At 72.2% G+C, this 19166-nt stretch carries 14 protein-coding genes; 9 read left to right on the top strand and 5 right to left on the bottom strand.

Annotated features, from left to right (window positions below; translation table 11 throughout):
• On the bottom strand, nt 1-2340 hold a 2340-nt coding region (locus SSQG_RS13320), incomplete at its 3' end, for a beta-N-acetylglucosaminidase domain-containing protein (protein WP_244299115.1).
• 223 nt (nt 2341-2563) lie between these two features.
• On the opposite strand from SSQG_RS13320, the gene SSQG_RS13315 reads away from it, so the two are divergent.
• The 3 genes from SSQG_RS13315 (at nt 2564) to SSQG_RS13305 (ending at nt 5289) form a co-directional block, all read left to right on the top strand.
• Nucleotides 2564-2833: a hypothetical protein gene (locus tag SSQG_RS13315; protein WP_003990286.1), complete on the top strand. Its 270-nt coding sequence runs from the start codon at nt 2564-2566 to the stop codon at nt 2831-2833.
• Between the two features lie 9 nt (nt 2834-2842).
• Nucleotides 2843-4927 carry a 4-alpha-glucanotransferase gene (gene malQ, locus SSQG_RS13310; RefSeq protein WP_003990285.1) on the top strand — a complete coding sequence of 695 codons (2085 nt, stop codon included), beginning with the start codon at nt 2843-2845 and terminating at the stop codon, nt 4925-4927.
• A 74-nt stretch (nt 4928-5001) separates the two neighbouring features.
• Complete coding sequence (locus SSQG_RS13305; protein WP_039932602.1) at nt 5002-5289, top strand: hypothetical protein; 288 nt, start codon at nt 5002-5004, stop codon at nt 5287-5289.
• A 56-nt stretch (nt 5290-5345) separates the two neighbouring features.
• On the opposite strand, the gene SSQG_RS13300 is transcribed toward SSQG_RS13305, so the two are convergent.
• A complete protein-coding gene (locus tag SSQG_RS13300; protein WP_003990283.1) occupies nt 5346-5879 on the bottom strand; it encodes a MarR family winged helix-turn-helix transcriptional regulator in 534 nt (177 codons plus the stop codon).
• Between the two features lie 106 nt (nt 5880-5985).
• Between SSQG_RS13300 and SSQG_RS13295 the strand changes: the two genes are divergently transcribed.
• On the top strand, nt 5986-6921 hold the full coding sequence (locus SSQG_RS13295; RefSeq protein ID WP_039932600.1) for an EamA family transporter: 936 nt from the start codon (nt 5986-5988) through the stop codon (nt 6919-6921).
• Nucleotides 6922-7040: 119 nt separating this feature from the next.
• On the opposite strand, the gene pepN is transcribed toward SSQG_RS13295, so the two are convergent.
• Nucleotides 7041-9629 carry an aminopeptidase N gene (gene pepN / locus SSQG_RS13290; protein WP_003990281.1) on the bottom strand — a complete coding sequence of 863 codons (2589 nt, stop codon included), beginning with the start codon at nt 9627-9629 and terminating at the stop codon, nt 7041-7043.
• Nucleotides 9630-9831: 202 nt separating this feature from the next.
• On the opposite strand from pepN, the gene SSQG_RS13285 reads away from it, so the two are divergent.
• On the top strand, nt 9832-10314 hold the full coding sequence (locus SSQG_RS13285; RefSeq protein ID WP_039932598.1) for a DUF1203 domain-containing protein: 483 nt from the start codon (nt 9832-9834) through the stop codon (nt 10312-10314).
• Here the strand turns inward: SSQG_RS13285 and SSQG_RS13280 are convergent.
• Complete coding sequence (locus SSQG_RS13280) at nt 10311-11327, bottom strand: aspartate-semialdehyde dehydrogenase (protein WP_003990279.1); 1017 nt, start codon at nt 11325-11327, stop codon at nt 10311-10313. The genes SSQG_RS13285 and SSQG_RS13280 overlap by 4 nt on opposite strands.
• A 339-nt stretch (nt 11328-11666) precedes the next feature.
• Here SSQG_RS13280 and SSQG_RS13275 point away from each other — a divergent pair, with 339 nt between their 5' ends.
• A complete protein-coding gene (locus tag SSQG_RS13275) occupies nt 11667-12260 on the top strand; it encodes a sigma-70 family RNA polymerase sigma factor (RefSeq protein WP_039935026.1) in 594 nt (197 codons plus the stop codon).
• Nucleotide 12261: 1 nt separating this feature from the next.
• Complete coding sequence (locus tag SSQG_RS13270; RefSeq protein ID WP_003990277.1) at nt 12262-13101, top strand: hypothetical protein; 840 nt, start codon at nt 12262-12264, stop codon at nt 13099-13101.
• Between the two features lie 52 nt (nt 13102-13153).
• On the opposite strand, the gene SSQG_RS13265 is transcribed toward SSQG_RS13270, so the two are convergent.
• Complete coding sequence (locus SSQG_RS13265; protein ID WP_003990276.1) at nt 13154-16462, bottom strand: S8 family serine peptidase; 3309 nt, start codon at nt 16460-16462, stop codon at nt 13154-13156.
• A 220-nt stretch (nt 16463-16682) separates the two neighbouring features.
• Between SSQG_RS13265 and SSQG_RS13260 the strand changes: the two genes are divergently transcribed.
• Together SSQG_RS13260 and SSQG_RS13255 are read left to right on the top strand one after the other, a co-directional pair.
• Nucleotides 16683-17156 carry an NUDIX hydrolase gene (locus tag SSQG_RS13260; RefSeq protein WP_244299113.1) on the top strand — a complete coding sequence of 158 codons (474 nt, stop codon included), beginning with the start codon at nt 16683-16685 and terminating at the stop codon, nt 17154-17156.
• A 233-nt stretch (nt 17157-17389) separates the two neighbouring features.
• Nucleotides 17390-19150: a TIGR03767 family metallophosphoesterase gene (locus tag SSQG_RS13255; protein ID WP_003990274.1), complete on the top strand. Its 1761-nt coding sequence runs from the start codon at nt 17390-17392 to the stop codon at nt 19148-19150.
• The last annotated feature ends 16 nt before the right edge of the window (nt 19151-19166 follow it).

The raw sequence follows: 19166 nt of genomic DNA, 5'->3' as shown, positions 1-19166 counted from the left end.
TGCTGGACCTGCCCCGGTGCCTGGGCCCGGGGCGTGGCCGGTGTGTCCGGTCGCCGGCCGTCGTTTCCCGGTCCGGCCCGGGGCCTGTGTCCCGGTCGTGGGCGAGGCTTCCGGGGCGCGGTCGTCCTGTCGGTCCTGCCCCGGCGTCGGTGTCTGGGGCGTGCCCGGCGTCGGTGTCAGGGGCGTGCCCGGCGTCCGGGTCCGGGGCGTGCCCGGTGTGCCCGGTCGGGGGTCGTCCTGCCCGGCCCGGCCCGGTACGCGTACCTCCGTCGCCCCCGACGGGGACAGCCGGCCGACGGTCCGCCAGCCCTCGCCCGGCACACGCAGTTGCACACTGCCCTCGGTGCCGGGGTCGGTGAGGACCGTCACGGCGGTCAGGTCCCGGGGGTGCGGGAAGCGCAGGGTGCGGCCGTCGCCCGGGTCGCCGGGGTTCGGGGGCGGCTCGTGGTGGATGCCCGACCAGGCCGCGTACGCCTTCTGCGCCTGCCGCAGGAACGGGTCCAGCACATCCGTGCCGACCTCGACCGGTGCCGGTTCCAGCCGGGCCCGCAGCGTGCCGAGCCTGCGGTACGCCGTCCAGGCCGCCGCCTTGTCGCCGGCGCGCTGCGCGTCCAGCATCTCGAGCGCGGCCATGCCCGCCTCGCCGTAGCGGGACAGCTGCTCGGCCCAGGGGGCGACCTCGGAGCCGAGGCCGGTGCCCGTCAGCCGCCGGGGCAGCTCGCGCAGCACGGTGAACGCCTCGCGCAGCCGCCGCCCGGCGTCACCGTCCGTCCCCGCTCCGCCCGTCGTACGGGCCCGCCAGTACGCCTCCGTCAGCGGGCGCAGATACGCGGACTCCTCACCGCCGAGCACCGACGACGCGTCGTTCCCGGCGAGCGCGGCCAGGGCCTCCTCGCGGTGCCGGTCCCCGCCCGCGAGGTCGGTGATCGCGGCCCGCCAGGACTCCCCGGGACGGTAGGCGCGCGGGTTCCAGGCGTAGTCGGCGGCGGTGAACAGCGGGATGCGGGACGCCTCCGGCTGCTGCATCGCGTTGGCGAGCAGGGCGGCCGAGCCGGAGGCCACGGCCGGTTCGCGGCCCTGGTAGGGGCCGAGGAAGATCCGGTCCGGCTCGTAGTCGTTGACCGGGTAGTTGTCCATCGTGACCAGCGGATGCCCGAACGCCTTCCGCGCGCCGGCCAGTTCGCCGCCCGTGATGGTGCGGGGCACCACCCCGACACCCGTCCAGGCCACCTCGACCTCGGCGTCCAGAGCGTCCGCGAGGGCCCGCCGGTAGTCGGTCGAGCCGTCCTCGTAGTACTCGGTCGGCATCAGGGACAGGGCCGCGGCGCCGGGATGCCGTTCCGCCAGGTGCCGGGTCACCGCGTTCGCCACCCGGGCCTGGGCCCGCGCGGCGGCCCGCGGGCCGGAGCCGAACCGGTCGGCGTCCGCGCCGCAGTGCCACTCGCTGTAGCTGACGTCCTGGAACTGGAGCTGGAAGGCCCGGAAGCCCAGCGCCCACATCGCGTCGAGCTTGCGCGTCAGCGCGCGCACGTCGGCATCCGAGGCGAAGCACATCGCCTGGCCCGGAGCCACCGCCCAGCCGAGGGTGACGTGGTTGCGGCGCGCCCGCTCGGCCAGCTCCCGGAACTCGGCCCGCTCCCGCGCCGGGTACGGCTCCCGCCAGCGCGCCTGCCGGTACAGGTCGTCGCTCGGGGCGTACAGATAGCGGTTCTGCTTGGTGCGCCCCATGAAGTCGAGCTGCCCCAGCCGCTCCCCGTGCGTCCACGCGGGGCCGTAGAAGCCCTCGGTGATGCCGCGCACGGCGGTGCCGGGCCAGTCGCGTACGACGGCCGCTGCCAGGGTGCCGTCGGGGCGCAGGAGCTGCCGCAGCGTCTGCACCGCGTGGAACAGTCCGTCCTGGCCGGTGCCGGTGAGGGAGACGCCGCCCGTGCCCACGGACAGCTCGTACCCCCCGGAGGGGAGGGCGTGCCGGTCGCCCCGGCGCACCGGTTGCGTCGACGCGCGCACCGTCAGCGCTCCCGGCCGCCGCTCGGCGGAGTCGGTGATCCTGCGGGCCCCGGCCTCGCGCAGCAGCTCGCGCAGGGCCTCGACGGCGTAGGGGTCGGCCCGGGGGCCGGTGATCAGGGCGACCTCGTCCGGCACCGCGACCGGGGCGCCGTTCCCGCGCAGGGACTGCGGCCGCGGCCAGACGGAGAGGTCCGGCCCGGCGCTGTCGGGGGTGGGCGTCGCGGTCCTGCCCGGGGCGGGCGGAGCTCCCACCGCGGCGGGCGGGATGCCGAGGCTTCCGGCGACGACGGCGACCGCGAGAGCCGCTGCCCGCTTCCCACGCCTCAGTCCCACAGGCCCCCTCCTGATGTGTTCGACCGGGAGAACGAGCCCACCACCCGTCGGTGAAAGTGTCAACGGGAGTGGCCGGTGTGGCCGATTTGTCGGATTCTGGAGGAAGTGGAGGGGAGTGGAATGTGAACAGAAGCACGATGTTCGGCCTGGGGCGTCTGTCCTCGCCTCGACTGGGTAGGGCTGCGATAACCCGTCGAACGATGAACCAGGCAAGGAGGCCCCCGTGGCTGCGATGACTTTCCTTCCGCTCCCGGCCCCGTCCAAACCCGTGGCGGACACGTCCGCCGACCTCGACCCGCACTACGACGATCCCCGCTACGACGACCCGCACTACTGCGTCTTCAGCGCCGAGAGCACCTGCGCCGAGCCCCCGCTGACCAGCGAGCCCCCGCTGCCCGACGCCGAGCCCCTCACCAGTGAACCGCCGCTCGCCGAATTCGCCCCCCTGACCAGCGAGCCCTCCGCCTTCGTCCCGGACTACATGAGGTCCTAGGGGGCCTGGATGACCGCATCCGGGCCGGCCGAACCGCCCTTTGAGGACCTGTCCCGCCTCGCCGACCTGTACGGCGTCGCCACTTCCTACAGTCCCTCCCCGGACCGTTCGGTCCCGGCCTCGGCCACCGCGGTCACCCTCACCCTCGCCGCTCTCGGTGTGGACGCGAGCACGCCCGGCGCCGTCCGCGCCGCGCTCGCCGCCCGGGAGCGGGAACTGGGCGCACGACTGCTGCCGCCCACGGTGGTCGGCTGGGGCTCCGGCCCCCCGGCCGCCCTGGCCGCGCTCCCCGACGGCACCCGGCTGCGCGTCGACACCGAGCAGGGCGAGACACACACCTCCGCCGAGCGGCTCCCGCCGGGCGTCCACCGCCTGACCGCCACCGCCCCCGACGGCCGCACGGCCACCGCCCACCTGATCGTCGCCCCGCCCCGTCTGCCCGCCGCCACCGCCCGCTCGCACGGACTCCTCGTCCAGCTGTACTCCCTCCTGTCCCGCCGTTCCTGGGGCATGGGCGACCTCGGCGACCTCGCGGAGCTGGCCGGCTGGGCCGGGAGGTCGCTCGGCGCCGGGTTCGTCCAGGTCAACCCGCTGCACGCCGCCGTGCCCGGCGCGCCCACCGATCCCTCCCCGTACCGCCCCTCCTCACGCCGCTTCCCCGACCCCGTGCACCTGCGGATCGAGGAGATCCCCGAATACGCCTACGTCGAGGACCACGAGCGGCTGCACGCCCTGCGGGAGGGGGCCGGCCGGCTGCGTGAGGCGGTGCTGGAGGAGGGCGCGCTGATCGACCGGGACGCCGTGTGGAAACTCAAGCGGGAGGCGCTGGAGCTGCTGTGCGAGGTGCCGCTCGGCCCCGGCAGGCGCGCCGCCTACTGCGACTTCCTCGCCGGGCAGGGCCAGGCCCTGGAGGACCACGCCACCTGGTGCGCGCTCGCCGAGGTGCACGGCTCGGACTGGCACCGCTGGCCGACCGGTCTGCGTGACCCCCGCTCGCCCGACGTCGCCCGTGCCCGGTCCGGCCTCATGGACCGGGTCGACTTCTGGACGCGGCTCGCCTGGCTCACCGACACCCAGCTGACCGCCGCGCAGCGCGCGGGCCGCGAGGCCGGGATGCGGGTCGGGATCGTGCACGACCTCGCGGTCGGCGTGCACCCCGGCGGCGCCGACGCCTGGGCGCAACAGGAGTACTTCGCCGCCGGGATGTCGGTGGGCGCCCCACCGGACGCCTTCAACGCACGCGGCCAGGACTGGGGCCTGCCGCCCTGGCGCCCCGACCGCCTGGCCGCCTCGGGCTACGCCCCGTTCCGCGAACTGCTCCGCGCCCTGTTCCGCTACGCCGGAGCCCTGCGCATCGACCACGTCATGGGCCTGTTCCGCCTGTGGTGGGTCCCCGAGGGGCATCCGCCCACGGAGGGCACCTACGTCCGCTACGACGCCGAGGCCATGCTCGCGGTCCTCGTCCTGGAGGCCTCCCGGGCCGGGGCCCTGGTGATCGGCGAGGACCTGGGCACCGTCGAACCCGGCGTCCGCGAAAAGCTGCGCGAACGCGGAGTGCTCGGCACGTCCGTGCTGTGGTTCGAACGCGACTGGGAGGGCGACGGCCGCCCCCTGCCCCCCGGCAGCTGGCGCTCCGACTGCCTGGCCACCGCCACCACCCACGACCTGCCCTCCACGGCCGCCCGCCTCACCGGCGAGCACGTCGAACTCCGCGACCGCCTCGGCCTGCTGACCCGCCCCCTGGCGGAGGAGCGCGCCGAGGCCGCCGCCGACACGGGGGAGTGGCTGGCCCTGCTCAACAGCCTCGGTCTGCTGGACGGCGGCACAGGCGGCACCGACCCGTCCTCGGAGGAGGCGGAGATCCAGGCCGTCCACCGCTTCCTGCTCCGCACCCCGGCCCGCATGATCGGCGTCTGGCTCCCGGACGGGGTGGGCGACCGCCGCCCGCAGAACCTCCCGGGCACGTGGGACCAGTACCCGAACTGGCGCCTGCCGATCGCGGACGCGCAGGGACGTCCCGTGACGCTGGAGGACCTGGCGGCATCGTCGCGGCTGTACGCGCTGATGGGTGTGCTCAGGGACGGCGGCGCGTGAGGCGAGGGCTTCGCCGGACTCCTTACGGCACCCCGGACGCGCGTCCCCACACGGCGTTGGATATTTTTGGCACCGTGGACAAGAAGAACGCCCTGCGCGCCGGCGCCCTGGCAGCCGGTACGACGCTGATGATGCTGCTCCTGTCGTCGCCCGCCTCCGCGCTCACGCGCGACGACGGTGACGACCCCGGTACGGGCCTGAGCGTCATCGAGACGCTGGGCCTCTTCGTCTTTCTGCCGATCGTGCTGTACCTGGTCATCGCCGGTCTGGTGATGGTCGGCGACAAGTCGCACAAGAAGAAGGACCCGACCAGCTCCAACATCACGACCAAGGCCGGAGCGCAGGCTGACGTCAAGGCCTGACCAGCGTTCCTCTTCGAGGGCGTCGTCGCGGTCACCGCGGCGGCGCCCTCGGTGTTTCAGAGCCGCTCCGTCCCCGCCAGCAGATCCCGCAGCAGGTCGGCCAACTCCCCGGGCCGCTCCCCCTCAAGGGCGGACAGCGCCTCCGTCTGGACGGCCAGACCGGCGACCACCGCCCCGTCGATGACGCGCAGTCCCTCCTCGGTGAGCGTCACCTGAAGGCCCCGCCGGTCGTGCGGGTCGGGGGAGCGGCGCAGGAGCCCGGCCCGCTCCAGCTTGTCCAGCCGCCCGGTCATCCCGCCCGTGGTCAGCATGAGCGTCTCCGACAGCCGTCGGGGCGAGAGCGTGTAGGGCTCGCCCGAGCGGCGCAGGGTCGCCAGCACGTCGAACTCGCCCGTGGCGATTCCGAACCGCCCGTACGTGTGCTCCAGGCGGCTCCCGATGGCCCGGGAGAGCCGGTGGATCCGGCCGAAGACCTCCATCGCCCGGGTGTCGAGCTCGGGCCGTACCGCCGCCCACTGGTCGATGATCGCGTCGACGGGATCCCTGCGTTGGTCGACGGTGTCCCTGCGCTGCTCACGGCTCTCGCTCATGCCCCGAGTATCCAGCCCCACTTGGTCACCCGCAAGAAAGTAGCTTGACGGAAAGTTGCTTAGCGCTAAGCTACTTTCTGCCGACCTACTTTGAAGGGTGTCTCCCATGGCCGTCTCCCGCCCGGCTCTCATCGCCCTCACCGCCCTCGCCCCCGTCTCCTGGGGCACGACCTACGCGCTCACCACCGAGTTCCTCCCGGCCGACCGCCCCCTGTTCACCGGGCTGATGCGCGCGCTGCCCGCCGGTCTGCTGCTGCTCGCCCTGAGCCGGGTGCTGCCACGCGGTGCCTGGTGGTGGAAGGCGGCGGTGCTCGGCGCGCTGAACATCGGCGCCTTCTTCCCGCTGCTGTTCCTCTCCGCGTACCGCCTGCCCGGCGGCATGGCGGCGGTCGTCGGCTCGGCCGGGCCGCTGTTCGTCGCCGGCCTCTCGGCGCTGCTGCTCGGGCAGCGGCCGACCCGGCGCACCCTGCTCACCGGGGCCGTGGCCGCGTTCGGCGTCAGCCTCGTCGTCCTGCGGGCGGCCGGGGCGCTCGACGCGCTCGGTGTGCTGGCGGCCGTCGCGGCCACCGCGTCGATGTCGACCGGCACCGTGCTCACCCAGCGGTGGGGCAGGCCCGAGGGCGTCGGCCCGCTGGCCCTCACCGGCTGGCAGCTGACCGCCGGCGGCCTGCTCATCGCGCCCCTCGCCCTCCTCGTCGAGGGCGCGCCACCGGCCCTGGACGCCCGGGCGGCCGGCGGTTACCTCTACCTCGCCGTCGCGAACACGGCGGTCGCCTACTGGCTGTGGTTCCGCGGCATCGGCCGCCTCACCGCCACCCAGGTCACCTTCCTCGGCCCGCTCTCCCCGCTCACCGCGGCCGTCGTCGGCTGGGCGGCGCTCGGCCAGGCGCTCACGCCCGTGCAACTGGTGGGCATGGGACTGGCGTTCGGGGCGACGGTGGCGGGACAGTTCACGACTCGGGAGGCACGCGTCGTCAGGTTCACCCGAAGGAACCCCCTCGACCGTGCGACGGACCTGACGGACACCGCACCGCGACGGTAGCCCCCCCGAGAACACCGACCGCCGAAGGGCAAGGACAAGGACAGGGGACAAAGGACAGGAGACAAAGGATAGGGGCGCCCGGCAAGTCGCCGGGCGCCCCTTCATGAGCGTGCGGTCGGCTACTCCGCAGCCGCGTCCGCCCGCTGGGCCCGCAGGGCGCGCTCCACGCCCGCCCGGGACTCCGAGACCAGCCGCCGCAGGGCCGCGTTCGGCTCGGCCGAGCTCAGCCAGGCGTCCGTCTTGTCCAGGGTCTCCTGCGAGACCTGGATCGTCGGGTAGAGGCCGACGGCGATCTGCTGGGCCATCTCGTGGGAGCGGGACTCCCAGATGTCCTTGACCACTTCGAAGTACCGGTCCGTGTACGGGGCGAGCAGCTCACGCTGGTCGGTCTGGACGAAGCCGCCGATCACGGCCTGCTGCACGGCGTTCGGGAGCTTGTCGGAGTCGACGACCGACGCCCACGCCTCCGCCTTGGCCTCCGGGGTCGGACGGGCCGCGCGGGCCGTGGCGGCGTGACGCTCACCGGCGGCCGTCCGGTCACGCTCGTACTCGCCCGCGATCTCCGCCTCGTCGAACCGGCCGACCGCGGCGAGTCGCTGCACGAACGACCACCGCAGCTCCGTGTCGACGACCAGACCCTCGATGGTCTGCGAGCCGTCCAGCAGCGCGTCCAGCACGTCCAGCTGCTCGGGCGTGCGGGCCGTCGCGGCGAACGCGCGCGCCCACGCCAGCTGGTGGTCGCCGCCCGGCGCCGCCGCCCGCAGGTGGGCCAGCGTCGCGTCCGTCCAGCGGGCCAGCAGCGCCTCCCGGGCGGCCGGGTCGGCGTACAGGTCGATCGCCAGCTTCACCTGGCGGTGCAGCGACTGCACGACACCGATGTCGGACTCCTTGCCGATGCCCGAGAGCACCAGGGACAGGTAGTCGCGGGTCGCGAGCTCGGCGTCGCGCGTCATGTCCCAGGCCGACGCCCAGCACAGGGCGCGGGGCAGGGACCACTCGAAGTCGCCCAGGTGCTCCGTCACGAAGGCCAGGGACTGCTCGTCCAGGCGGACCTTCGCGTACGACAGGTCGTCGTCGTTGAGCAGGACCACGGCCGGGCGGGGCCTGCCCACCAGCTGCGGCACGGCGGTCAGCTCGCCGTCCACGTCCAGCTCGACACGCTCCCGGCGGACCACCTTGCCGCTCGCGTCGTCGAGTTCGTACAGGCCCACGGCGATGCGGTGCGGCCGCAGCGTCGGCTCGCCCTTGGCGCCGGCGGGCAGGGCCGGGGCCTCCTGACGGATGCCGAAGGAGGTGATGACACCGTCCGCGTCCGTCTCGATCTCCGGGCGCAGCACGTTGATGCCGGCCGTCTGCAGCCACTTCTCCGACCACGTCTTCAGATCGCGCCCGGAGGTCTCCTCCAGCGCGCCCAGCAGGTCGGACAGCCGTGTGTTGCCGTAGGCGTGGCGCTTGAAGTAGGCCTGCACGCCCCGGAAGAACTCGTCCATGCCGACATAGGCGACGAGCTGCTTCAGGACGCTGGCGCCCTTGGCGTACGTGATGCCGTCGAAGTTGACCAGGACGTCGTCCAGGTCCCGGATCTCCGCCATGATCGGATGGGTGGACGGCAGCTGGTCCTGCCGGTACGCCCAGGTCTTCATGGAGTTGGCGAAGGTGGTCCACGCGTGCGGCCACCGGCTCCCCGGCGCGTGCGCCTGGCAGGCGATCGAGGTGTACGTGGCGAACGACTCGTTCAGCCACAGGTCGTTCCACCACTCCATGGTCACGAGGTCGCCGAACCACATGTGGGCCAGCTCGTGCAGGATGGTCTCCGCGCGCACCTCGTACGCCGCGTCCGTCACCTTCGACCGGAACACGTACTGGTCGCGGATGGTCACCGCGCCCGCGTTCTCCATCGCGCCCGCGTTGAACTCCGGCACGAACAGCTGGTCGTACTTCTTGAACGGGTACGTGTAGTCGAACTTCTCCTGGAACCACTCGAAGCCCTGCCGGGTCACCTCGAAGATGGCGTCCGAGTCGAGGTACTCCGCGAGCGAGGGACGGCAGTAGATGCCGAGCGGGACGGACTGGCCGTCCTTCTCGTACACGCTGTGCACCGAGTGGTACGGGCCGACGATCAGCGCCGTGATGTACGACGAGATGCGCGGCGTCGGCTCGAAGACCCAGACGTTGTCCTGGGGCTCCGGGGTGGGCGAGTTGGAGACGACGGTCCAGCCCTCCGGCGCCTTCACGGTGAACTGGAAGGTCGCCTTGAGGTCCGGCTGCTCGAAGCTCGCGAACACCCGGCGGGCGTCCGGCACCTCGAACTGGGTGTAGAGGTACGCCTGGTCGTCGACCGGGTCGACGAAACGGTGCAGGCCCTCACCGGTGTTGGTGTAGGCGCAGTCGGCGACCACCCGCAGGATGTTGCGGCCCTGGAGCAGGCCGCGCAGGGCGATCCGGGAGTCCGCGAAGATCTCGGCGGGGTCGAGGGAGTCCCCGTTCAGGGTCACCTCGTGCACCGCCGGGGCCACCAGGTCGATGAACGACTCCGCCCCGTTCTCGGCGCCGGCCTCCGCCGTGACGTCGAAGCGCACCGTGGTCACGGACCGGTAGGTGCCGCCCTCCTGCGCGCCGGAGAGGTCGAGTTCGATCTCGTACGAGTCAACGGCGAGCAGCTTCGCCCGCTGCTGCGCCTCCTCGCGGGTCAGGTTTGTGCCAGGCACGCGGTCATCTCCTCGGTATGGGTGGGTTGCGCCATCTTTCCACGGCGGCCTCGCCTCAGGCGACGACCTGGGCGTCTTCTAGGGATACCCCTCGGGAGGCGAGTGCCCGGCGGAACGCCACGTCGTACGGGCCGGACGCCCGGGGGAGAGCGACGTCCGGAACCCGCCGGTGATCCCGTCCCGCGCGCGCGAGCCTGAAGCCATGAAGACGACGACGTACACAGCCCGCCCCATCGCCCCGCCCGCCCTGAAGGAACTCCGCGAGACGGACGACGCGGGCCGCCCGACCTCCCCGTTCACCGACACCGAGGGCGGCGCCCCGCTCCGCTGCTGCCTGCGCCGCAGCGCACCGGGCGAACGCATCGCCCTGGTCTCGTACGCCCCACTGCGCCGCTGGGCGGCCGAACAGGGCGTCGACCCGGGCGCCTACGACGAACAGGGCCCCGTCTTCATCCACGCCGAGGAGTGCGCGGGCCCGGACACCGACGCCCTCCCCTTCACCGACAACCACCGCACGGTCCGCCGCTACTCGGCCGACGGGCATATCCTGGGCGGACGGCTGGTCGAGGACCCCGCCGCCTTCGACGAGGCCTTCACAGAAGCATTCGACGACCCGGCCGTGGAGCTCGTCCACGTCCGGGCCGTCGAGTACGGCTGCTTCTACTACGAGGTGCGCAGGCGCTAGCCCTTCAGCTCCGCCGCCACCAGCTCCGCGATCTGGACCGCGTTCAGCGCGGCGCCCTTGCGGAGGTTGTCGTTGGAGAGGAACAGGGCCAGGCCGTTCTCCACCGTCTCGTCGCGGCGGATGCGGCCCACGTAGGACGGGTCCTTGCCGGCGGCCTGGAGCGGGGTGGGGATGTCGGTGAGGACGACGCCCGGGGCGTCGGCCAGCAGCTCCGTCGCGCGCTCCGGGGAGATCGGGCGGGCGAAGCGGGCGTTGACCTGCAGCGAGTGGCCGGAGAAGACCGGGACGCGCACGCAGGTGCCGGAGACCTTCAGCTCGGGGATCTCCAGGATCTTGCGGGACTCGTTGCGGAGCTTCTGCTCCTCGTCGGTCTCGTTCAGGCCGTCGTCGACGATGCTGCCCGCCATCGGCAGCACGTTGAAGGCGATGGGGCGCTTGTAGACGCCCGGCTCGGGGAAGTCGACGGCCTCGCCGTCATGCGTGAGCTTGTCGGCGTCGGCGACGACCTTCTGCGCCTGCCCGTGCAGCTCGGCCACGCCCGCGAGACCGGAGCCGGACACCGCCTGGTAGGTGGCGACGACCAGGGCCTCCAGGCCGGCCTCGTCGTGCAGCGGACGCAGCACCGGCATGGCGGCCATCGTCGTGCAGTTCGGGTTGGCGATGATGCCCTTGGGGCGGTTCTTGATCGCGTGCGGGTTGACTTCGGAGACGACGAGGGGGACCTCCGGGTGCTTGCGCCACGCGGAGGAGTTGTCGATCACCACGGGGCCCTGGGAGGCGACCTTCTCGGCCAGCGCCTTGGACGTGGCACCGCCCGCGGAGAACAGCACGATGTCCAGGCCGGTGTAGTCGGCGGTGGACGCGTCCTCCACCGTCACGCCGTCCAGCTGCGAGCCCGCGGAACGGGCCGAGGCGAACAGGCGCAGCTCGGTGACCGGGAAGTTCCGTTCCGTGAGGATCCTGCGCATGACCGTGCCCACCTGTCCGGTGGCTCCGACGATTCCGACCCTCACGGTGACTCCCTCTCCTGCGTCTCTTCACGTGCTCGTTGCTTGGCCGAGGCTTTTCCATCATGCGGCCGACCACGGCCCGTCTGTCCACTTCTTTCACCGGTCTGCCCGGCCAGTGGGACGACGGGTCCCGCTCCATGGTTGCGGACGTCCGGTGTCCACCCCCGCTGAGCTGGAGGAATTCGTTCCCCGGGGGTCATGGGCCGCAAGGTCGCCTGCCCCTGTTGCTCTCGGCCACACGGGAGTGTGACGTACGCCTCGATCACTCCGTCGGAAAAAGGACCGAACGTTCCGGGCGGTGCCGGCGTCGTAGGAGAAACACGGCGAGGGGGGTGGCTTGTGCTGCTGCGCGGAAGGGCCCGGCGGGCCCGGGAGACGCCGCGGGACGGTACCGGCGACGATCCGCTGGAGACGGCTGATCCGTTGGAGGCGGCCGACCCACCGGACGCGGCTGATCCGCTGGACGCGGCACAGGAACGCCGGGTGCGGGCGGTGCTCGCGCTGGGCGGGGTGCCGCAGGCGGACCTGCCGGACGGGGTGCAGCAGGTCCGCCTGCGGCTGCTGGAGCGGGCCGCGAGCGGGCGGGAGGCGCCGCGGGACGTCTCGGCGTGGGCCGCGGTCGTCGCCTCCAACCTCGCCATGGACTGGCACCGGGCCAAACGCCGCCAGGAGCGCCTCGGGGAGCGGCTGGCAGCCCTGCGCCAACACGAGCACCCCTCCGGCGAGGACACCAGCGTGCTCTCCGTCGCCGTCGCCCAGGGCCTGGACGAGCTGCCCGACGCCCAGCGCCAGGTGGTCGTGCTGCGCTTCTACGCCGACCTGCCGGTCCGCTCCATCGCCGAGCAGCTCGGCGTCCCGGAGGGCACGGTCAAGAGCAGACTCCACACGGCGGTACGAGCTCTGCGCACCCGCCTGCACGAGGACGAGGTGGTGTGACATGACCGCCGAGCACGACAAGGGCGAGCACGACAAGGACGAGCACGGCGAGGCCGCGCTGCTGGCGGTGATCACCGGCGAAGTGCCACCGGACGATGCCCTCGCGGACGACGCCTTCATGGCCGAGTACCGCTCCGCGACCGCGGACGTGGCGCTGCTGCGCGAACATCTGGGCCTCATCGGGCAGACACTCGCCGAGCCCGAGCAGATCCGTGAGCCGGTCCGGGAGCCGGTCCGTGAGCCGGTCCCGGGGCCGGTCCCGGGGCCGGTCACCGGACCCGGGGCCGACGGCGCCTCCGTGACGCCGCTGTCCGCGCGCCGCACCCGGCCCGGGCCCCTGGCCGTGGCCGTGAAGGGCCTCGTCGCGGCCGTCGGGGCCAGTCTCGTCATCGGCATGGGATGGCTCGTGGTCCAGAGCGACGGCATGGGGGGCGGGGCCGATCAAGGCGGGTCGGCCGCCTCCGACAGTTCCGCGAGCCGGTCGCGGACCGACGAGGAATCCAAGCTCGGACACGCCGGGTACCTCGCCTGCGCCCGGATCGTCGTCGAGGGCACCGTCGCCGGGATCGAGGCCCTCCCCGGTACCGGCCAGGACCGGATCACCCTCGACGTGGCGCGCTGGTACAAGCCCGACAAGGGCCGGAAGCGGGTCACCTTCCCCATGGAGAGCGGCGCCGAGCCCCGGCTCCGCGCCGGTGACCGGGTTCTCGTCGGCATCTCCGGCGGGCAGGCGGAGCCCGACATGTGGGCGACGGGGGAGAAGGAGATCGTCCGTGACCGGGCGTGGATCACCGCAGCCCTGCCGGAGTCCCGCACGCTGCCCTGCCCGCAGGACCGATGAGAAAGGGCGGGCGCCCGTACGGACGCCCGCCCTCACCTGCTGTGGCCGTCGGTTACGGCACGACCTTCTCGATCTTCACGCTGCCCAGGCCCGCGACCGTGCCGCGCGCGTTGACCAGCTGCACCTGGCCGAAGAACTCGCGTCCCTCGGGGGCCGCCGCCGTGGCGGTGACGCTGCCCGAGAACGTCGCCGAGTCGCCCGTACCGAGCTTCACCGGCGCCGACCCGTCGACCGAGACACTGCCGAGGGTGGGAGCGAAGAACACGTCCCGGTAGTCGTACGCGGTCGTGCCGGCCGGCACCGCGTAGCCGACGACCTTGATCGTGTACGTGCCGGCGGCCGGGGACGGCACGGAGACCGACTCCTCCGAGTCACCGTCGGCGGAGCTGCCCACCTGTGTGCCGGCGGCGTTGTAGACCGCCAGATCCAGGTCGGCCGCGGCGTCCGAGACACCGCCGATGGCGACGTCCAGTGACTTGGCGCCCGCGGGCACCTCGACCGTGGTGCTCTGCGTCTCGCCCTGCTTGATCGACGGACGGGTCGCCTTCGCCGAACCGAGCGGGCCGCCGACGAGCTTGCCGTCGATCGCCGCGAAGCCGTTCGTCACCTTCCAGGAGGCGGCGGCCGGGGTGCCGACCTTCGCCTCGGGCACGGTCACGGTCTCCGGGTCGAAGGCCGCGCCGAGCACGGCGACGTCCAGCTGGTACGGGTTGTCGAGCAGCGGCGACGTACGGCGCGACTCGACCTCGATCTCCCACACGCCCGGCTGCGGGTCCGCGTACGAACGCAGGTCGGGGCGGCAGGTGTTGGCCGTGTTGGTGTAGTTCGGGTAGCAGTTGATCGTCGACGTCGGGTCGGACGGGACGCCGTACGGGTGGATGGAGATGAACCGGGTCTGGCTCTTGTCCTTCAGCCCGCTCATCGCGACCTCGAGCGACTTGGCGCCCTCGGGGACGGTGACGAAGTAGTGCTGGGTGCTGTTGCGCTGCACCGAACCCGACGCGGAGTAGGTGTACTTCAGCGGCGCCGAGACCACGACCGTGTTGAGGACCTGCTTGTCGATGCCCTCGGTCCGCGGGTCGTCGACCTCCAGGATCGCGCTCTTGATGCCCGCGGACTTCGGGGCCGCCTGGACCTTGACGGTCACCGGCTGGTTCAGCGGCAGCTTCACCTCGTCCGAGCCGACGATCCGGAACGTGCCGCCCGCGTTGTTCTCGAGGTGCAGCTCGTGCCGGATCGCCTTGTCGGCGCCGGACGTACGGGTGAGGGTGACCTCGTACGTCTTCTTCTGGCCGGCCTTCAGACCGCCCTCGCGGTCGTAGATGCCGGTGCCGTGGCCCGGGGTCTTCAGGAACTGGTCGATCGCGGTGTCGACCGGCGCCTTGACCGTGTAGTCGTGGGCGGTCGCGTCGTCGCGGATCGAGTCCCAGGCGTCCTCGATGTTCATGAGGCCCGCGCCCTCCTCGTACGCCTGCACACCCTTGATGTGGTCGGCGGTCGAGGTGAGGGCCGTGCGCAGGGTCGCCGGCGTGAGGTCGATCTTCTTCTGCTTCGCGGCCGACAGGAGCAGCGCCGAGGCGCCGGTGGCCTGCGGGGAGGCCATCGAGGTGCCCTGGAGCATCGAGTAGCCGGCCGGCAGGGAGTAGCCCGCCTCGGCGACCGGGGACCCCGGCAGCCAGGTCTGCGTGGTGTTGATCGCCGCGCCCGGGGCGACCAGGGTCGGCGTGAAGCCGCCGTCCTCACGCGGGCCGCGCGAGGAGAACGGCATCAGCGCGTACTTCTTCTCCACGACCGAGCCGTAGTTGGCGGCCCAGGTCTCCTTGGAGACGGACGCGCCGACCGAGATGACCTTCTCGGCCAGGGCCGGGTCACCGATGGTGTTGGCGCCGGGGCCGGAGTTGCCCGCGGAGATCACCAGCTGCACGCCGTAGGTGTCGATGAGGCGCGTGTACAGCTCGGCGCGCGCGTTGTTGCCGTCGTTCAGCGCCGGCAGGCCGCCGATGGACATGTTGACGATGTCGACGCCGCGCTTGGTGACGAGGTCGATCATGCCCTCGGTGAGGGCGACGTTGGTGCAGCCGCCGGACCAGGTGCAGGCGCGCGAGGAGACCAGCTTGGCGCCCGGAGCGGCACCGTTCATCCGCCCGCCGAACAGGCCGTTGGCGGCGGTGATGCCGGCGACGTGCGTGCCGTGCTCGGACTCGATGACGCCGATGTTGACGAAGTCGGACTTCTTGCCGACCCAGGAGCCGCCCAGCGGGTCCATCGGGACGTCCTTGCGGATCTCCACGACGAACGGCTGCCGCTCGGCGACGTCGGTCTTCGGGTCGTCGGTGCCGAAGTACCCGACCTGGTGGCCGTCCTTGTACGGCTTCATCGGGGCGTCGTCGCCGAAGTCGAAGTTGTTGTTCAGGTCGACCCGGACCGTGCCGGCCGCCGCGTCGTACAGCACGCCCCAGGCGTCGGTGGTGTCGCCGTCGCGGTTGGCGTCGCCCTTCGCGTCGCCGCCGGTGGTGTACGACTCCTTGAAGACGCTGACGGCGTACGAGCCCGACGGTGCCTTCCACGACTGGCCCTGGTAGGTGAACGCCGGGCCGGACACGGCCGTCACCATCGGGCGCCAGGTGTTGTCGCTGTCGACGATCGGGTCGGTCGCCGTCACCCAGTCGACGATCTTCCGCTCGCCGGTCGTGGTCTTCTGCAGCGCCGGGTGGCCGAGGTCCACGCCGGAGTCCAGGATGCCGATGGTGACACCGCGGCCGTCCGCCTTCGGGTGGTCCTCGACGAAGTCGACCGCGCCCGTCTCGAAGGAGGGGTTGTACGGGTTCTCGGCCGGGGTCTTCTTGCCCGGCGCCGGGTACGTGCCCGTCGCCTTGGCGCCCTCGGCGGTGTCCGCGCCCGGCGCCGGGTCGTCCAGCGGGATCTCCTCGCGCAGGTCGATGCCGTGCACGGAGGAGAGCTTGGCGGCGGCGGCGATCGCCGAGTCCGCCTTGGCCGTCGGGACGGTGGCGCGGACGTAGCCCAGCTTGTCGTCGGCCCGGCCCACCGAGCCGCCCTTGACCGCGTCCAGCTGCCCGGCGACCTGCTCGGTCTTCCCGGGCGCGGTGGCGATCATCATGGTGACGGTCTTGTCGCCGTCGGCCTTGGCCTCCGCGAGCAGGTCCGCGTCGTCCGAACCGAGCTTGTGGTGCGCGGACTTGACGTCGGCGTCGAACGGTGCGGACGCGCCCGGCTCGTCGGCGGAGAAGGCCAGGGGGACCGGTCCGGCCGCGGAGAGCGCGGCGACGAGCCCGGCGGCCACGGCTATGCGCGCCGCCCGTCTCCGGCTCGATATCGGATCACGCTGGGAGCTGTGGGTCATCGGCATCCCTTGCAGGTAAAGGAACGAGCGGGAAGCGACCGGGACCGATCGGCCCTGGTCGCGACGGTCCGGTACGCGAGCCCGGACGATCGCACAGCTTTGCGCACGGTGGGGTTCTTTGGGGAGGGTTGACCGAACCGAAATGGATGTATGGGGAAAACCCCCGATGCGTTTTGCGGGCATCGGTCCAGAAGGCGGCGAAATCGGGTAACGTCCCGGAGTGAGACAGAAGTTGAGGGTGGCGGCCTACGCCATATGTGTCCGTGACGGACAGATCCTGCTCGCCCGTTCCCCCGCCGCCGACGGCACCCCCGAGTGGGTCGTCCCCGGCGGCGGCATGGAACACGGCGAGGACCCCTACGACACCGTGCGCCGGGAGGTCGAGGAGGAGACCGGCTACCGCATCGAGGTCGCCGGACTGCTCGGCGTGAACTCCTCCCGCCACACCTTCCGCGACCGGTTCGGACGCCCCGTCGACCACCACAGCGTCCGGTTCGTCTACGAGGGCCGCATCATCGGCGGCGAACTCCGCAACGAGGTCGGCGGCTCCACCGACCTCGCCGCCTGGCAGGACCTGGACGCGGTGCCCGGACTGGTCCGGATCCGGCTGGTCGACATCGCCCTGCGCATGTGGCGGGAGCGGCCGGTCACCGGACGGCTCACCGACGCCGTGGAAGAAGAAGCAGTGGAATAGCTGCGACTACCCCGGAAAATGAACACCGCGTGACCGACTCCCGGACGTTCCAGGAGCGGCCGACGACGCGCAGGGTCATCCAAGATCCACGTACGGTGATCGGCGCTGCGCGTTGCCGCGTCGTTTACGCGCAGGTCATTCCCGGTGCCAACGATCCAGTAAGAGCGGGACGTTCGCACGTCGAACGCCCCGCGACCACTGCCGACGCGTTCGTACTCGGGGAGAGAAAGCGCATGTCGCGCACACGCTCAGTCGCCGGCTCCGGCCAGGGCATCCACCGTCGTTCCGTCCTCGCCGCCTCCGGAGCGGTCGCCCTCTCCGCGGGCGTCGGCTACGCCCTGCGGCCCAGCGACAGCCAGGCCGCCACGACGACCAAGGAGGCCACCGAGGCCGTCGCCGCCTCCTCGCGCCAAGCGCCCGCCGCGCCCCTGGCCCCCTACACCAAGGGCACGACCGTGGCCTCGGTCGCCACCCCGCGCAGCGGCTCCGGCTACCGGCGCCTGGGCGACGGACCCGGCTGGCAGCGGGTCGTACGCTCCGACCTGGCCGCGCCCAAGTCCGGCCGCACCGGACGCCGTACCGCCCTCGCCGCGTTCGTGCAACTCACCGACCTCCACATCATCGACGCCCAGCACCCGCTGCGTCTGGAGTACCTCCGCTCGGCCGACATACACGCCTGGCGGCCGCACGAGGCCCTCACCGTGCAGGGCGCCATCGCGCTGGTGGAGCGGATCAACGCCCTCCGGGGCGCCCCCGTCACCGGTTCTCCGCTGCACTTCGCCATGACCACCGGCGACAACACGGACAACAACGCCAAGTCCGAGCTGGAGTGGTTCCTGAAGATCATGAGCGGCGGGCGCATCACCCCCAACACCGGGGACCCGCGCCAGTACGAGGGCGTCCAGAACAGCGGCCTCAAGCAGTACTGGCAGCCCGACGCCGCCCTCCGCGACAGCGACAAGCAGGTCGGCTTCCCGCACCTCGACGGCTTCCTCAAGGCCGCCGTCCGCGAGGTCCGCAGCCCCGGCCTCAACCTGCCCTGGTACTCCACGGTCGGCAACCACGACTCCCTGCCGATGGGCTGCTACGCCTCGCACGGCGACTCCTACCTCACCGAACTCGCCGTCGGCGGCAAGAAACTGATGAACGTCTCCGCGGCCGAGGCGCAGCGGCTGCTGACCCTCATCAAGAACGCCGGCGACCCCAAGGGCGTCAGCTACCACGACTTCCTCAAGTCCCACGCCCGCGCGATGCGTTCGGTCACCCCCGACGAGAGCCGCGCCCCCTTCACCCCCGCCGAGTACCTCAGGGCGCACCTGAACCCGGCCTACCAGGGCGTCGGCCCGGCCGGCCACGGCTACTCCTCCGCGAACCTCGACGCGGGCACCCAGTACTACGCCTTCCGCATCTCCGACGACGTCATCGGCATCAGCCTCGACACCACCGACGCGGGCGGCCACTACGAGGGGTCCATCGGCACGGCCCAGTTGAAGTGGCTGGAGCGGACCCTGAAGGAGAACAAGGACTCCCACGCGGTGATCTTCAGCCATCACACCAGCAAGACGATGACGAACACCCGCCGCGACCCGGCCCGCCCGGGCGAGCGCCGCCACACCGGCCAGGAGGTCCTCGCCCTGCTCGGCGGCCACCGCAACGTGCTCGCCTGGGTGAACGGCCACATCCACAAGAACGTCATCACCCCGCACTCCACGTCGAGCGGCGGCTCCTTCTGGGAGATCTCCACGGCGTCCCACGTCGACTACCCCCAGCTCGCCCGGATCATCGAGCTGACCGACAACAAGGACGGCACGATCTCCCTGTTCACCACCCTCGTGGAGTCCTCCGCCCCGCACCGCACGGACTTCTCCGACCTCTCCCAGACCGGCCTCGCGGCCCTCTACCGCGAGCTGTCCCTCAACGCCCCCGGCGCGAAGGCGAACCTCGGCGGCGACCCGAAGGACCGCAACACCGAGCTGGTCCTGAAGAAGGGCTGAATCCGGCTCAACCGGC

The organism is Streptomyces viridochromogenes DSM 40736, from assembly GCF_000158955.1.
Lineage (GTDB): Bacteria > Actinomycetota > Actinomycetes > Streptomycetales > Streptomycetaceae > Streptomyces > Streptomyces venetus.
This window is presented reverse-complemented; position numbering and strand designations above follow the sequence as displayed.

Coding starts and splice junctions, on each gene's coding strand:
- SSQG_RS13270 (WP_003990277.1), top strand. CDS start 12,262: ATGACCGCCGAGCACGACAAGGGCGAGCACGACAAGGACGAGCACGGC.
- SSQG_RS13265 (WP_003990276.1), bottom strand. CDS start 16,462: ATGACCCACAGCTCCCAGCGTGATCCGATATCGAGCCGGAGACGGGCG.
- SSQG_RS13255 (WP_003990274.1), top strand. CDS start 17,390: ATGTCGCGCACACGCTCAGTCGCCGGCTCCGGCCAGGGCATCCACCGT.
- SSQG_RS13285 (WP_039932598.1), top strand. CDS start 9,832: ATGAAGACGACGACGTACACAGCCCGCCCCATCGCCCCGCCCGCCCTG.
- SSQG_RS13295 (WP_039932600.1), top strand. CDS start 5,986: ATGGCCGTCTCCCGCCCGGCTCTCATCGCCCTCACCGCCCTCGCCCCC.
- SSQG_RS13300 (WP_003990283.1), bottom strand. CDS start 5,879: ATGAGCGAGAGCCGTGAGCAGCGCAGGGACACCGTCGACCAACGCAGG.
- malQ (WP_003990285.1), top strand. CDS start 2,843: ATGACCGCATCCGGGCCGGCCGAACCGCCCTTTGAGGACCTGTCCCGC.